Below are 14,935 nucleotides of genomic sequence, written 5' to 3'. Positions count from 1 at the left end.
ATGAATTTGCGCTATTGCGGCATTACGTCATTGCGCTATTGTGCTTATAATAAAAGCAATTATCAAACTAGTAAAAAACAGCAACTTTCATCCATATCACATACCTAAACCCACCATGAGTGTTATCACTATCCAATGTCGCCTGATTGCTCATGTAGCGACTCTCCGCTACTTATGGAAACTGATGGCTGAGAAAAACACGCCGCTTATTAATGAATTATTAGAACAGGTAGCAGAACATCCTAACTTCGAGGCTTGGTTAAAAAAAGGTGAAGTGTCTAAAACAGCTATCAAGACAATATGTAATTCACTCAAAACACAAGAGCGCTTTAATAATCAGCCAGGTCGTTTTTATACATCAGCAGTTACTCTAGTCCACGAAGTTTATAAGTCTTGGTTTGCCTTACAACAGCGACGACAACGTCAAATAAATGGAAAAGAGCGTTGGTTAAACATGTTGAAGAGTGATATAGAACTACAGCAAGAAAGTCAGTGCGATTTAAATGTGATTCGTGCCAAAGCTACTGAAATTTTAAATAAATTTAATGCCAAGTTCTCTCAAAAGAAAAAATATAAATCAAAAAAAAAAGCAAATAATACGAAAAATAAAAATAAAGAATTTCTAAATAACACACTTTTTAGTGCATTATTTGATATGTATGATAAAACCGAAGACTGCTTATCGAAGTGTGCGCTTGCTTATCTTCTCAAAAATAATTGTGAGGTCAATGAACTGGATGAAGACCAGGAAAAATATGCTAAAAATAAACGTCAAAAAGAGATTGAAATTGAACGTTTAAAGAAGCAAATCATAAGTCGAAAGCCTAAGGGAAGAGATATTACAGCAGAAAAGTGGTTATCAACTTTAGAAAAGGCAACTAATCAAGTTTCTCAAAATGAAGATGAAGCTAAATCTTGGCAAGCTAGTTTATTAAGAAGAGATAGCTGTATGCCATATCCTATTGATTATGACAGCGATGATTTGGAGTGGCGGGTCAATTCTTTAGCTGAAAAAAATAATATATTAGAGCAATCGAAATATGATGTTGATAATGAAGCATATAAAGATGTGAATTGGTCTGATATCAAAAATAAAGAAGGTTATATATTGGTCAAATTTAATGGGTTGAAGGAAATCATCAAGCATCCTGAATTTTATGTTGGTTGTGATTCTCGTCAACTTGATTATTTTCAACGCTTCTGCCAAGACTGGAAAATTTGGAATGAAAACCAAGAAACATACTCTTCTGGGTTATTTCTTCTTCGTTCTGCACGTCTTCTCTGGCAAGAGAGAAAGGGCAAAGGCGATCCGTGGACGGTTCACCGCCTAATTCTTCAATGTTCTATAGAAACACGCTTGTGGACACAAGAGGAAACAGAACTAGTTCGTCTTGAAAAAATCGATCAGGCAGACAAAACTATCAGTAATATGGAAAAAAAAGATAGTTTAAATAAGAACCAGGTAGCTTATCTTAAAAAGACGTTAACAACAAGGCGGAAACTTAACAATCCCTTTCCTGGTCGTCCCAGCCAAGCTCTATATCAAGGTAAATCTAGTATTCTTGTTGGTGTCAGCTTAGGTCTAGATAAACCAGCAACTGTTGCAGTGGTAGATGCTGCTAGCAAAAAAGTTTTAACTTATCGTAGTGTTAAACAACTACTGGGTCAGAAATACAACTTATTAAACCGCCAGCGGCAGCAACAGCAACGTCTCTCACATGAACGCCACAAAGCTCAGAAACAAAATGCTCCAAACTCTGCTAGTGAATCAGAATTAGGACAATACATTGATAGATTACTAGCAGATGCGATTGTTGCAATCGCAAAAACATACTCTGCTAGTAGCATTGTTCTACCCAAACTCCAAGATTTGCATGAAATCATTGAAAGTGAGATTCAAGTCAAAGCGGAGAAAAAAGTCCCTGGTTATAAAGAAGGTCAAAAAAATTATGCCAAACAGTATCGTGTCAACATTCACCGTTGGAGCTATGGTCGATTATTCAAGATTATTCAAAGCCAAGCAGCCAAAGCTTCAATTTCTATTGAAATTACATCATCAGTAATTAGAAGTAGCCCACAAGAAAAAGCCAGAGATTTAGCTTTGTTGGCTTATCAAGAACGTCAAGCAAAATTAACATAGTTGATGCAAAAATTCTGAACCTTGACAATATAATAAGAAAATAATAGCGCCGCAGTTCATGCTCTTTAGAACGGCTCTAAAGAGCCGCTGTACTGTGAAAAATCTGGGTTAGGTTGACCATAGCGAAGATTGGTCGATGCTTTCTGACCCTGGTAGCTGCCCGCTTCTGATGCTGCCATCTGTAGAATTCTATAGATGGGATAGGTGCGCTCCCAGCAATAAGAAGTAAGGCTTTTAGCAATAGCCGTTGTTCGCAACGGTGCGGGTTACCGCAGTGGTGGCTACTGAATCACCCCCTTCGTCGGGGGAACCCTCCAAAATATTTTTTTGGCATGTCAAAGCGGGGGCAAAATCCCTGGAGTCCTGCCAGAATATTAAAACCCTTATCCAGTCTTAGCTAGCAAAACTAGTGTGTCAATGCATTTAGTTTTTTGATTTTTGGTTTGAGACTCTATTAAGCAGACCTGCCAAATTATGTGTATGGAAAGCTTTTATAGGAAGGGTTCTAGACGGGTCGAGTTTCAACAACCATCCCGGCTAGGGGTGGGTTGAAAGCATCCTGTAACCATAGTGGAATGTGATCGCTTCTGGTTTCAACAACCATCCCGGCTAGGGGTGGGTTGAAAGTTACCAAATGTGGGGCAAGCATTTAAATTGTGCAAAAGTTTCAACAACCATCCCGGCTAGGGGTGGGTTGAAAGCATCTTGCAGCCAATTCGGCAAATTCGCATTAGCAAAAAAGTTTCAACAACCATCCCGGCTAGGGGTGGGTTGAAAGACTCTGCCAAAGCCATCAGCAATGATGCGATCGCAGTTTTAACAACCATCCCAATTAGGGCTGGGTTGAAAGCAAATTTTTGTCGTTACTATGTGAAATATTTGTTTGAATTAGGAGGGTTGAAAGGCGCACTTCGTTCGGGATAATTCCGACACTGTGTATAGTAAAATCTATGCGACTTCAATTAGGAAAATCATCTCTGGAAAGAGATTGACAAATAATTTGTCGTTTTGGTTTTTTGACAAATAATATGTCGCCACGGACAGATAATTTGTCGCTTTACAACAATAATCGGGATGACTGGATTCGAACCAGCGGCCCCTTCGTCCCGAACGAAGTGCGCTACCAAGCTGCGCTACATCCCGGCATAATAAGCCCATTGTTTAAATATGATATCATTAATAATGGTAAATGTACACCCATGCTGATTTTTATTTGGGAAATTGCGATCGCCTGGGTAGAATAGTCGAATCACCTGAAAGTTCTGATTTTCAAAACATGGTGACTAACAGTAATCATCAGTGAGATAATTTTAATATAATTTAACATTTGCTTTCCCGCCGATGCTAAGACTATTTACTGACTTCGACGGTCCGATTGTTGATGTCTCGGAACGCTACTACCGTGTTTATCAATTTTGCTTAGAGAAAACCCAAAGGCCAGATCAATCAATACGAGAACTTTCTAAAGCAGAATTTTGGCAATTAAAGCGATCGCGCGTCCCGGAAAAACAAATTGCTTTCAATTCTGGACTAGATGAAGTGCAAGCAGTAGAATTTGCGCAATTGCGGCGAAAAACAGTGCATACAGAACAGTACTTTCAATATGACACCCTTGTACCTGGTGCTGTAGACGCACTGTTAAAGATTCAGCAAGCGGGAATCGATTTGGCTGTGATGACAATGCGCCGAGTTTGGGAACTAGACTATGCTTTCCAAAAATTCCAGCTAGATAGATTTTTCCCAGAGAATCGCTGTTATTGTTTGAGTAACGACTATGTTAAAACCCGTGATATTGAAGATAAGCCTTTATTGATGACACGGGCAATAGCAGAACTCCCTGCTGTTGCTGATTGCTGGATGGTGGGGGATACAGAAGCTGATATCACTGCGGCGAAAAAACATGATATTAAGGCGATCGCTGTGGAGTCTGGTATCCGCGATCGCACTCAATTGGAAATTTATCAACCTGACTTAATTGTTCGGGATTTGAGCTTTGCTGTAGATCTGATCCTCGAAGGTAAATTCAGCCAGCAGCAACCTCTCTACATTGCTTAGTATTTTTTTCTTGTTATCCATTGCGTAGCTCAACAACAGTTAAGGGGTAATAGATCGTCAAATTCAGGATCTATCACCCCTTAGCCATGAAAAATTCCACATTTTTAGACAGTTGACTTGAGCAGCTCTCCCATTGCTAACATTGGGCAAGCTGTTCTTTAAGTTAACGTAAAAAGCTACTAACCAACCACAATAATATAAACGTCAGCACAGTGGAAAACTGATTTGACGTGAGATTAACAAATGGTACTTGCAGCAAAAGCCAGTTAGCAACCAGCCCCCCGATAATTAAGCCAATTATCAGCCCCACCAGTGTCAATAAAACTGCTCGCCCAAACTTACCTTCCTTGCGATTGAGAAAGTAAATACTAATTCCCACCCCAACCACTAATGCTAACTGCAAAACTTGATCGCCTGTTGCTGGGTAAAATACACTAGCTGCACTCAAACCCAGATACCAAGCGCCAGGTAAAAGTATATCAGCAGGGGTTGGCTGATCCAGCATCCGTTGCAGCCATGCTGGCGACTGCTCGCTTTTAGTTTGGCTTTCTTTGGGGAGCGATTGCACTCGAGTTTCTGGAAAGCGAATCCGCTCAGGTACTTTTATTTTACCTTCCTGGCGCATCCGTAAGCGATCCATTAAAATCGCGTCGTAAGCCGCTTCAATTGCTTCCAGAAGCTTGGCATCGCCATTATGTTGCTCAAATAGGCGATTGCGAGCATCCTGAATTTCATCGAAGCTAGCATCTTCTGAGACCCCAAGTTTTTCGTAGGGATTTTGATCGCTCATCTAAACTTTTCCGGGAGTTTGGAAACCGTGTGTCTAACGACCACGGATGAAACAGCATTGGGAATTACTTTTTAACGTAGATTCAGCCTCTGGATTCAACTGATCGCAGTTGCCAGCCCAGATGCCGAACAATTTTTATGCCCTACCTGGATAGTAGCATGGGTTGATTTGATCGACCTGGGAATTTTAACTATAAGTCACTTTAACATATTGCCATAACTCCGTGTATCCCCTCATGTCGTTACCTAGTTCTGGCTCTACTCTAGAATTTGAACTTGGAATATCTAAATAGTAGTTTTTATGAAAAAATTACCTTTTCTGTTTCACTTTGGGCTAATTAACCTACTAGTCATGAAGTTTTCATGAATGAGTTTCCGAATTATTACTGGTATCGATCCGCATATCGATTTAAGATTGAAACAATTTAGATTACCACTTACTGGAGTTGGGAAAGTATTCTAGTTGACTAGACTACTGTGCCTGAGGTTAAAATGACTACTTACTGGACACAAATTTGACAATTTAGTACTTGCTCTACATACAAGCAGGGCTAGCTACAAGTTTAATTGTCCGGAATCTTGATTAAACTATGATCAAGAGATAATCAGGAAGTGCATCTTTTAGCCTTGTAGGTTCTTAACCAAATCCCATAGTGGAAACTGCGTTTTTACGCAATCTTGACTGTAAATCCTTACGAATTTTTGTGTAAAGTGATGGTCATGGCTCCTGCCAAGATTCTTGTAGTTGATGACGACCCAGCGGTTCGGAATTTAATCCAACGCTTTTTAATTAAGCAGAGCTATCAGGTAGAGGCTGCTGAGGATGGTAAAACAGCCTTAGCCCTATTTGAGCAATTCAACCCTGACTTGGTGATTTTAGATGTAAATTTACCAGATGTGATTGGGTTTAACCTCTGCCAAGAGATGCAAAGCCGTAATGGTGTTTTTGTGCTAATGCTGACTAGCCGCGCCGACGAAGCTGACAAAATTCGCGGCTTTGCTAAAGGTGCTGATGACTATCTCACCAAACCCTTTGGATTGGGAGAACTAGAAGTCAGAGTCGGAGCTATTTTGAGACGTCAGCGAGTTGTAACCACAGCAGAACAAAAACGCCTGGTCTTTGAAAAGCTGATGATCGATCCAGTACGGCGCGAAGTGGCACTTAATAACCAACCAGTACCCTTAACCGCTCTGGAATTTGATTTGTTACATTTTTTAGCTAGCCATCCAGGTCGAGTGTGGCGGCGGGCAGAACTAATTCAAGAGGTCTGGGACTACGAATATGTCGGCGACCAGCGGGTTGTAGACGTACATATCGGTCAAATTCGCAAAAAGATAGAAATTGATGCTAGCCAGCCTGCATTAATTCAGACAGTACGTGGTGTAGGGTATAAGTTTGAAAGCCCGGCTCACGCACCACAGTTGGAAGTCAGTTCTTGAGTTCTTAGTCTATAGTCCAGAGTTTTTAACTCTTGACTTTTGACTAATAACTAAACTGTAGAAATTGGTTAACTTTTTTACCTTGGCTTACAGCCTAGGTGAGTATATTCGTTGAAAGTTATCCCCTTGATTATAGGTACTAGATCGGGACATACCTGATCTGAATCAGGGGCATTGATGGCTGACAGAGTAATACTGATTATTGAATAAACTGCAAATACATAATCAGTCGATTTTATGATAAATCCTCCTTGCGGAGGATAAATTTTGGCTACTTGTGGAAAGGTTATCTGAAACTCTGACATTTAATGTCAGTGCCACTTAATATTTTTAATAGTTCAGTCTGCCCGGAAATTGCAGACTGTTCACTAAATAAACCAGCCATGCTATGGTTTTTTGCTAACGCCTCATCAATTTAAATATTAGCGCCATTAACGCCAAACAAAATTGTAGCTGGTGAAAACTCATGCACTCAAATAGACCCATACTAGAGTATGAGTGCTAGTCCTTAGTCATTAGTCATTTGTATTTACAAAGGACAAAGCGCAAAGTCTCTGGCGAGGTTTTTGGTGCGCAGACGGCAGTTCCTTTAAGCGGGGGAAACCCACTCAGGGACTGCCTCAACTTTGTCAGCGCGGACAAATGACTTTTGACAAAGATAGTCTTGCACAATAGCTTAACTGTGATGGAACAGGGTTTCCAGGTAAACACGGGCAGCAGTGCGATCGCTATCTCCATTTTGAAGTAAAAACAGTGATAGCGCTGCCGTTAATACTCGGTTTTGATCCCAGTCTGGATGTTTGTCTAAATAGTTTTTGAGAGATTCGTGAAGTGTTTCCGGGATTTCTGTAAAAATGTTAACCGTTGTTTTCATGAGATTTTCCTCCTCTGAGGTCAATCAAAAGTGACCAGTTGCTTGCAGTCAGTAGCCAGAGGCGGCATACACAATCTTTCACCAGCCTGACAATCTCCGCCAACATTTGAGGTAATTTTACACAGTTGATGTCAGCGATGTAACTAACTAAAATAGCAAGCCGAATCATTGTGCGCTAAGAGGGGGTAGGTTTGTCAATGCTGCGAAATGTTAAAATCGGCGGTATAAAAAGTAAATATCATCGCAATAATCAGGGTTTAGATACAGTTTCTGTTACATAACTTTATAAAAACTCAGTCACGGAGATTCCCAAGGGTAGGAAATAAAAAATCCCCAGGAGGATGGGAAGAGTTGATTAACTCGTAAGGCATCTGTGGAAAACTCTGAAAGTACCTGTGGAAACGCTGTGGAATCTGTGAGGAAAATACTCGTTAATGATAAGAATTACAAAAACACGATCTTTTGATGAAATTTAAACTTTTACAAATTACGCCCCAAAATCAGTTATCCTTATGGCTTTCTCAGCTTCAGACTCCTGTGGGGATGTTGATTGTTGGTAGGTTCCTTTCGGAAGTAGGTACAGGCTTCACCCTGTTTTACGCTCCCATATTTTTTGTCAATCAAGTTGGTTTATCTGCAACCACTGTTGGTATTGCCTTGACTAGTACATCTGTTGCTGGTGTTTTTGGGCGGATTTTGGGTGGTTCTTTAGCCGATTCCCAGGAGTGGGGACGCCGCCGCACTTTGTTGCTAGCAACAGCGATTTCCACCGTCGGTTCTCTGGTTTTAGCTGCAACTAACAATTTTACTACTCTGGTCATCGGCAGTTTGATTGTCGGTTTAGGCATTGGTTTCTATTGGCCAGCCGGTGAATCTGTGATTGCTGATGCTAGCCAAACTGACAATCGCCGGGAAATTTTTGCCCTCGCCAGAGTTGCAGATAATTTGGGATTAGCAATAGGAAGTGTATTAGCTGGATGGTGGGTAGCGATCGCTGGGAATTATCGGGGGCTATTTATTGTAGATGCCATTTCCTTCATGGTATTTTTTACGGTGATCTATTTGGCAATTCATGAAACCTCTGAGGCACAGATATTGCCATCTCAGCCACCGCCACCTTTGGCTTCCTGGATAGCAGCATTAAGCGATCGCCGCCTTCTAATTTACGTTGCAGTTAATATTACCTTCACTACTTACATTGCCCAGCTACACAGCACTCTGCCCATTTACCTCAAAAACTTTGTCAGGGTAGATGATAATACCCTGGGATTGGCGGCGACGACAATTAGCAGCTTATTTGCTTGGCATCTTGCCTTAGCTGTTATTTGCCAATTTCCGATGGCGCGTGCCTTAAAACAGTACTCTCACACCATCGCACTGACAATTTCTGCTATTTTGTGGGCAATTGGTTTCAGCTTGATGTGGGTGAGTGCGATCGCTCCACATTATCATCTGCTTTGGGTAACCTTGGCATTAACAGTATTTGCCCTAGCTTTAGTTTCCTATACCCCTTTTGCTGCCTCTTTAGTCACCGATTTAGCACCTGAATCTCAACGGGGGGTATATTTCTCCATCAATGCTCTGTGCTGGGCATTCGGCCATTTTATTGGTTCACCCCTAGGCGGTTGGGCATTGGATCAACCACGAATCATTGCCGATAACTTTTGGCTCGGGTTTTCGTTGAGTGTCTTGATTCCCGCAGCAATTTTACAATATCTCAACCGGATATTGTCTAGTGAATAACTTCAGCTTCAAATTTGTAGTCAGCACTAAAATGCTGCAAAATCCACCGATTAAACGAACTAATCCTCTCCTCAATCATTAATGCTATATACCAGTAGCTGGTTGACTGGGTTTCTTAATTCTGCTATTGCAGATAATCTAGCGTTATACCAATTTTAAAGAAGAATGCGAGATGGGTAGTAGCACTACAATGTTGTGCCCTTACGAATAACTTATGAGTGGCAAAGATTATTTTAATGGGTATTATATCTCAGCTAATTGCCCTAATATAGCTCATTTATTTGTATAGGCTCAGAAAATTATAAACATAAGACTAACTTAACATTCACATGGTATATATAAATACTTTAGTCTGAGTGAAAAGCTAGTTATTGTGGACAATAACTAGCTTTTTTTTCCAAAATCCTTCAATATCTACGCTAGTCATAGCTCAAAATTCCATATTTGCTATTTGATTAATTTTATCTAATCATAATCATAGAAACTTTCAATATATATATTTATCAATTCTGGATCTAAATATTGTTTACTTTTACTATGGGTAGTTAAAGTTCACTGCGGCAATCATAAATTTCTCAGCAAAAGCACCTGAGAAGAATTTATCTTCAGCAGATACCATACTACATAAATCTGACTTGGGAATTTCAATATTCTGAATTTCAATAAGTCAGAGATTTTAAATTTTGTATTTAATTCAACTCGGTTTGTGAGGATTTGCCATGAAAGTAAATCTACTAGCTTATGCTGGTGGGCTAGGTGTTTTATATTTAATTGCTGGACTCTTGCCAGTACAAGCCACATCTGCTTTAGCAGACAGTGCAGATAATGCCAAAATTTTAAAATCTACTGTTCAGATAGCATCTTCTAACAGCGATGCTACCAATAGCAACGTTTCTCGGAAAACAGAATTAATCAGCAATTCCGATCGAGAACAACCAGATTTACCTATTGCCAATCAAGTAAATTCATCACCACTGTTATTAGCAGATGATGCCATAGAACAAGTCACATCTGTATCGCAACTTTCCGATGTACAACCTACAGATTGGGCATTTGCTGCATTACAATCTCTGGTTGAGCGTTATGGTTGTATTGCTGGGTATCCCAATAGTACCTACCGAGGTAACCGCGCTCTGACTCGTTATGAATTTGCTGCTGGTTTAAATGCTTGTCTCGACAGAGTTAACGAGCTAATCGCCACTGCTACCAGCGATTTAGTTACCAAAGAAGATTTAAATACCATTAAAAAATTGCAAGAAGAATTTGCTGCTGAATTAAGCACATTGCGGGGGAGGGTAGATACTTTAGAAGCTCGCACAGCTGAATTAGAAGCGAATCAGTTTTCCACAACTACCAAGCTGAATGGTGAAGTAATTATTGCAGCTATTGGTGCTACAGGGGGCGCTCCCGATCGCAACGATCCGAATATTATCCTCACAAACCGAGTGCGGTTAAATCTCAACACCAGCTTTACAGGTAAAGACTTACTGATCACTGGGTTGCAATCCCATAACTTTTTAGGTGGTGTAGATGGTAGTGGTAGCCTACAAGAGAGTTTAGGATTAGCATCACCCGTACTCAGTGCTAGCAGTGCGCGTACTAGTTTTGAACCGCAATTTGCCGGTGTTGATCCAAAAAATTTATCCACCATTGGTGCAAACTCTGTCCAGCTTTACAAACTGCTTTATATCTTTCCCGTTGCTGATAAATTGACTTTGTTTGCAGGGACAGCGGCGGAAGTTTCCGATGCTTTTCCGACGATCACTCCATTTTACGGTGAAGGACAAGAGTCTATTTCGCGCTTTGGTAATTTGAACCCTGTATTACGTGTCTCTGGTGGTACTTCCGGTTCTGGTTTAGCATCTGCGGCTGGCTTTATTTATAGTTTTTCCCCCCAACTAGATCTCAGAGCTTTGTATGGTAGTGTCAATGCCAATCTTCCTAGTAAAGCAGGGGATATTCTCCCAGGAGTTTCTAACACCCCCTTGGGAGCAGGGGTATTTAGTGGTAGTAGTGTAGTTGCGGCACAGTTGACTTTTAGACCGAGCAATTCCTTTGAGATTGGTTTGAACTATGCCAATAGTTATCACGAAATCAACATTTTGGGCACAGGATTAACTAGTAGTGATATTGGTGCTTTAGCGGGACCAGGAGTACCTTTAGGCACACCTGTAAAACTTAATTCCTTCGGTGGGACTGTTACCTGGCGCTTTTCTCCCAAGATTGCATTATCAGGCTATGGTGCAGCGCTGTTTGTTGATGATTCTTCTCCAGATATTGACGCTAGTACTACCTTTACTAGTTGGATGGTAGGCGTTCATTTTAACGATTTACTCAAGCCTGGGAATAATGCCGGGATCATTTTTGGACAACCGCTTTATCGGACAGATGCTAGTGGTGCAGCGCAATTAGCAGCTGCGGGTGTTAATCGAGCGGTTCCTTACCATTTAGAGGCTTATTACCGCTTTCGGGTAAATGACAATGTCAGTATTACCCCTGGTGCATTTGTTTTGTTTAATCCTGAAGGCGATAGTAGAAATGAAACCACAACGGTAGGTGTATTGCGGACTACTTTTACTTTTTAGGGTATGGGGTATTGGGCATGGGGCATGGGGCATGGGGCATGGGGCATTAGCCTTTGAACTTTATTAATGAGGCTCGGAACTTCATTAATGAGGCTTTGAACTTCATTAATGAGGCTCGGAACTCCGTTAATGAGGCTTGGAACTCCGTTAATGAGGCTTGGAACTCCGTTAATGAGGCTTGGAACTCCGTTAATGAGGCTTGGAACTCCGTTAATGAGGTTTTGAACTTCATTAGGGAACTCCAAAAAATAAATTATCCCAAATTGTAGGGGCGGGGTGACCCCCATACGTGTCAACTTAACGTGAAACCCTTATGAAGAGGTAATTTTGAATTTACTCACGTACTATCACGATCCGCGTTACCCCACCCCGGCTTTGCTGACGCAAAACTTCCCCTCCCCGCTTGCGGGGAGGGGATTAAGGGGTGGGGTAAAATGCAATACGCTTGGTGTTAAGAGATATTGTAGGGGCACGGCATCCACAATCTTTTGGTGTATAAAGTAATCTTATCGGTGCCGTGCCCCTACGGTGTATTGCATCCTAGCCTAACTGAACTGTATTGGGGTAAAATGCCTGTGGGATAAGCGTTTTGACTTAAGTTGACACCAATGAGTGACCCCGTCCCTACGAGTTACGGGCTTGGTAAATTGATTATTGGGATGTTTTTTGATTTGAAAGTCCCTTAACGAGCTTTTCTACTCAAATCCCATGCCATTTCTATCGCCGACGTTGTTGCAATTTCCGATAAACATCCTTGACATCAATTTTATGATGTGCCAAAGCAACTAAAGTATGGTAGAGCAAATCTGCCACTTCTCCAGCGATCGCATCGGCATCATCATCTTTAAAAGCCATTACCACTTCAGCAGTTTCCTCGCCCAGCTTTTTCAGAATCTTGTTATCGCCGCCTGCAAATAACTGACAAGTGTAAGAATTTTCCGTGGGGCGATCGCGGCGATCGCATATCACCTGAAATAATTGTGACAATGTATCTGCTGGTGGTGCTACTATTTGTCCATCCACTTGATGAAAGCAACTGCGCTCACCAGTGTGACAAGCCACATCTCCTACCTGTTCTATACTGATGAGGAGCGCATCACTATCACAGTCATAACGAATACTTTGGACTTTCTGGATATGACCAGAAGTCGCCCCTTTGTGCCACAATTCTTGACGGGAACGACTCCAAAACCAAGTTTCTTGAGTTTCTAAAGTTTTTTGTAAAGACTCCCGATTCATCCACGCCATCATCAAGACAGTGCCATCAAGATAATCTTGGACGATTGCTGGCACTAAACCACGCTCATCATATTTAATTTTTTCCAAAGGAATGGCGTGGTGCAGTGAATTGGGTTCTGTAGAAGACATACCAGCTAATTTTTTCAGTGAGAATGATTCATGGATTTACGATACCATTCTCAATAGGGCATCTGATTATGTCATGTTAAACAAAAGCCTTTTTATCCATAGCAGACTGCATTTTTACAGCACTTAAAGCAACTTGATGCGCCTTTGTAACTTCACCATACCAATGAACTGCCGAGTTAAACGCCGCCCGGTAAAGATCCAGGTATGCTTCAGGAAATCGATTGCGAATTTCTAAAGGCAAGTCTTGATTCGACTTGTATAACATAATGTTATTTTTTTGGTTCATGTAATTCTATACGATAGAAGTTCTAGGCAGTTTTTCACCCTATCCTGAGATAGAACTTTTTATTGCCACTGATTTAGGAGAGAACCTTGGTAAATACGACGATTAAAACGACAAAATCACAAGAAATCTTCGCTGCTGCCCAAAATCTCATGCCAGGAGGCGTAAGTTCTCCCGTGCGTGCATTCAAATCAGTAGGTGGACAACCAATTGTTTTTGATCGCGTTAAAGGCGCATATATTTGGGATGTAGACGGCAACCAATACATTGACTATGTGGGTACTTGGGGGCCGGCAATTTGTGGCCATGCTCATCCAGAAGTGATTGCAGCCCTTCATGAAGCCTTAGAAAAAGGTACTAGCTTTGGTGCGCCCTCTGCACTGGAAAATGTCTTAGCAGAAATGGTCATCGATGCTGTACCCAGCATTGAAATGGTCAGATTTGTCAATTCTGGGACAGAAGCTTGTATGGCTGTGCTGCGGCTGATGCGGGCGTTTACAAACAGGGAAAAACTTATTAAGTTTGAAGGGTGTTACCACGGTCACGCCGACATGTTCCTAGTCAAGGCTGGATCTGGCGTTGCTACCCTCGGCTTACCCGACTCCCCAGGAGTACCTAAATCAGCAACTAGCAATACTCTAACTGCCCCTTTCAATGATTTGGAAGCGGTCAAAGCTTTATTTGAAGAAAACCGCGATGAAATTGCTGGTGTGATTTTGGAACCAGTTGTGGGTAATGCTGGGTTTATTACTCCCGATGCGGGGTTTTTGGAAGGGTTACGAGAACTTACCCACGAGCATGGCGCTTTACTAGTCTTTGACGAAGTCATGACAGGCTTCCGCATCGCCTATGGTGGCGCTCAAGAGAAATTTGGCATTACCCCTGATTTAACCACATTGGGTAAAGTGATTGGTGGTGGCTTGCCAGTAGGAGCCTATGGCGGTCGCCGGGATATCATGTCAATGATTGCCCCAGCTGGCCCTGTTTATCAAGCAGGAACTCTTTCAGGTAATCCTTTGGCAATGACGGCGGGAATTAAAACCCTAGAATTGCTGCAAAAACCAGGCACTTATGATTACTTAGAGCGAATTACGCAAAAGCTAGCAGATGGCTTACTGCAAATTGCGCAAGAAACTGGTCATGCGTCTTGTGGTGGTCATATCAGCGCCATGTTTGGCTTATTTTTTACCGCTGGCCCAGTGCATAACTATGAAGATGCGAAAAACTCCGATACAGCCAAATTCGGACGCTTCCATCGCGGTATGCTAGAGCGCGGTATTTATCTAGCACCATCTCAGTTTGAGGCTGGGTTTACTTCTTTGGCGCACACTGATGAAGATATTGAGCAGACTTTAGCAGTAGCACGGGATGTGCTATCTAGTCTGTAAACTGCCCAAAATTCTGTTGCGAACACTTAAGGGAACTCCAAAAAATAAACAACAGGTTCATGTTGTTGACGGTTGACTGTTGTACGGGCGGGTTCACAGATATCCTCGTGGATCAACAATGATCTAAATAAACCCGCCCCTACAGACTGTTGACTGTGAACCGTGAACAATAGCAAGGGAATATTTTTTTACGAGTAAGTCCCTAACAACCCCGTCTGCTACTGGGCGGGGTTGTTAATTTTTAGCTCTCAGGTTGTGACTAGGAATCGG

Annotated in this window: 10 protein-coding genes, 1 tRNA gene and 1 CRISPR repeat array; of the genes, 6 read left to right on the top strand and 5 right to left on the bottom strand. The window is 41.7% G+C overall.

The annotated features are described in order from the left end of the window. Positions 1-115 precede the first annotated feature (115 nt). A complete protein-coding gene (gene cas12k / locus AACU32_RS02120) occupies positions 116-2,140 on the top strand; it encodes a type V CRISPR-associated protein Cas12k (RefSeq protein WP_096597401.1) in 2,025 nt (674 codons plus the stop codon). 518 nt (positions 2,141-2,658) lie between these two features. Further along, positions 2,659-2,990: a CRISPR direct-repeat array (repeat unit 37 nt; unit sequence GTTTCAACAACCATCCCGGCTAGGGGTGGGTTGAAAG). Between the two features lie 219 nt (positions 2,991-3,209). On the opposite strand, the gene AACU32_RS02115 is transcribed toward cas12k, so the two are convergent. After that, positions 3,210-3,283 (bottom strand) — tRNA-Pro (locus tag AACU32_RS02115). Positions 3,284-3,481: 198 nt separating this feature from the next. On the opposite strand from AACU32_RS02115, the gene AACU32_RS02110 reads away from it, so the two are divergent. Next, positions 3,482-4,195, top strand: a complete 714-nt coding sequence (locus AACU32_RS02110) for an HAD family hydrolase (RefSeq protein WP_096597399.1) — start codon at positions 3,482-3,484, stop codon at positions 4,193-4,195. Between the two features lie 163 nt (positions 4,196-4,358). Here AACU32_RS02110 and AACU32_RS02105 read toward each other — a convergent pair whose 3' ends face one another. Next, on the bottom strand, positions 4,359-4,985 hold the full coding sequence (locus tag AACU32_RS02105) for a CPP1-like family protein (RefSeq protein ID WP_096597397.1): 627 nt from the start codon (positions 4,983-4,985) through the stop codon (positions 4,359-4,361). Positions 4,986-5,704: 719 nt separating this feature from the next. Here AACU32_RS02105 and AACU32_RS02100 point away from each other — a divergent pair. Beyond that, complete coding sequence (locus tag AACU32_RS02100; protein WP_339378667.1) at positions 5,705-6,424, top strand: response regulator transcription factor; 720 nt, start codon at positions 5,705-5,707, stop codon at positions 6,422-6,424. A 676-nt stretch (positions 6,425-7,100) separates the two neighbouring features. On the opposite strand, the gene AACU32_RS02095 is transcribed toward AACU32_RS02100, so the two are convergent. Then, positions 7,101-7,298, bottom strand: a complete 198-nt coding sequence (locus tag AACU32_RS02095) for a DUF2811 domain-containing protein (protein ID WP_096597391.1) — start codon at positions 7,296-7,298, stop codon at positions 7,101-7,103. A gap of 465 nt (positions 7,299-7,763) precedes the next feature. On the opposite strand from AACU32_RS02095, the gene AACU32_RS02090 reads away from it, so the two are divergent. Beyond that, positions 7,764-9,041 carry an MFS transporter gene (locus AACU32_RS02090; RefSeq protein ID WP_096597389.1) on the top strand — a complete coding sequence of 426 codons (1,278 nt, stop codon included), beginning with the start codon at positions 7,764-7,766 and terminating at the stop codon, positions 9,039-9,041. Between the two features lie 719 nt (positions 9,042-9,760). Next, complete coding sequence (locus AACU32_RS02085) at positions 9,761-11,626, top strand: iron uptake porin (RefSeq protein ID WP_096597387.1); 1,866 nt, start codon at positions 9,761-9,763, stop codon at positions 11,624-11,626. A gap of 717 nt (positions 11,627-12,343) precedes the next feature. Here AACU32_RS02085 and hisIE read toward each other — a convergent pair. Further along, complete coding sequence (gene hisIE / locus AACU32_RS02080) at positions 12,344-12,994, bottom strand: bifunctional phosphoribosyl-AMP cyclohydrolase/phosphoribosyl-ATP diphosphatase HisIE (protein ID WP_096597383.1); 651 nt, start codon at positions 12,992-12,994, stop codon at positions 12,344-12,346. Between the two features lie 76 nt (positions 12,995-13,070). Continuing rightward, positions 13,071-13,259, bottom strand: a complete 189-nt coding sequence (locus AACU32_RS02075) for a ChaB family protein (protein ID WP_096607823.1) — start codon at positions 13,257-13,259, stop codon at positions 13,071-13,073. A gap of 107 nt (positions 13,260-13,366) precedes the next feature. Between AACU32_RS02075 and hemL the strand changes: the two genes are divergently transcribed. Beyond that, on the top strand, positions 13,367-14,665 hold the full coding sequence (gene hemL / locus AACU32_RS02070; protein WP_096597381.1) for a glutamate-1-semialdehyde 2,1-aminomutase: 1,299 nt from the start codon (positions 13,367-13,369) through the stop codon (positions 14,663-14,665). The last annotated feature ends 270 nt before the right edge of the window (positions 14,666-14,935 follow it).

Source organism: Calothrix sp. NIES-2100, from assembly GCF_963875285.1.
Classification (GTDB): Bacteria; Cyanobacteriota; Cyanobacteriia; order Cyanobacteriales; family Nostocaceae; genus Aulosira.
This window is presented reverse-complemented; position numbering and strand designations above follow the sequence as displayed.

Coding starts and splice junctions, on each gene's coding strand:
- cas12k (WP_096597401.1), top strand. CDS start 116: ATGAGTGTTATCACTATCCAATGTCGCCTGATTGCTCATGTAGCGACT.
- hisIE (WP_096597383.1), bottom strand. CDS start 12,994: ATGTCTTCTACAGAACCCAATTCACTGCACCACGCCATTCCTTTGGAA.
- AACU32_RS02075 (WP_096607823.1), bottom strand. CDS start 13,259: ATGTTATACAAGTCGAATCAAGACTTGCCTTTAGAAATTCGCAATCGA.
- AACU32_RS02090 (WP_096597389.1), top strand. CDS start 7,764: ATGAAATTTAAACTTTTACAAATTACGCCCCAAAATCAGTTATCCTTA.
- AACU32_RS02105 (WP_096597397.1), bottom strand. CDS start 4,985: ATGAGCGATCAAAATCCCTACGAAAAACTTGGGGTCTCAGAAGATGCT.
- AACU32_RS02110 (WP_096597399.1), top strand. CDS start 3,482: ATGCTAAGACTATTTACTGACTTCGACGGTCCGATTGTTGATGTCTCG.
- AACU32_RS02085 (WP_096597387.1), top strand. CDS start 9,761: ATGAAAGTAAATCTACTAGCTTATGCTGGTGGGCTAGGTGTTTTATAT.
- AACU32_RS02100 (WP_339378667.1), top strand. CDS start 5,705: ATGGCTCCTGCCAAGATTCTTGTAGTTGATGACGACCCAGCGGTTCGG.
- AACU32_RS02095 (WP_096597391.1), bottom strand. CDS start 7,298: ATGAAAACAACGGTTAACATTTTTACAGAAATCCCGGAAACACTTCAC.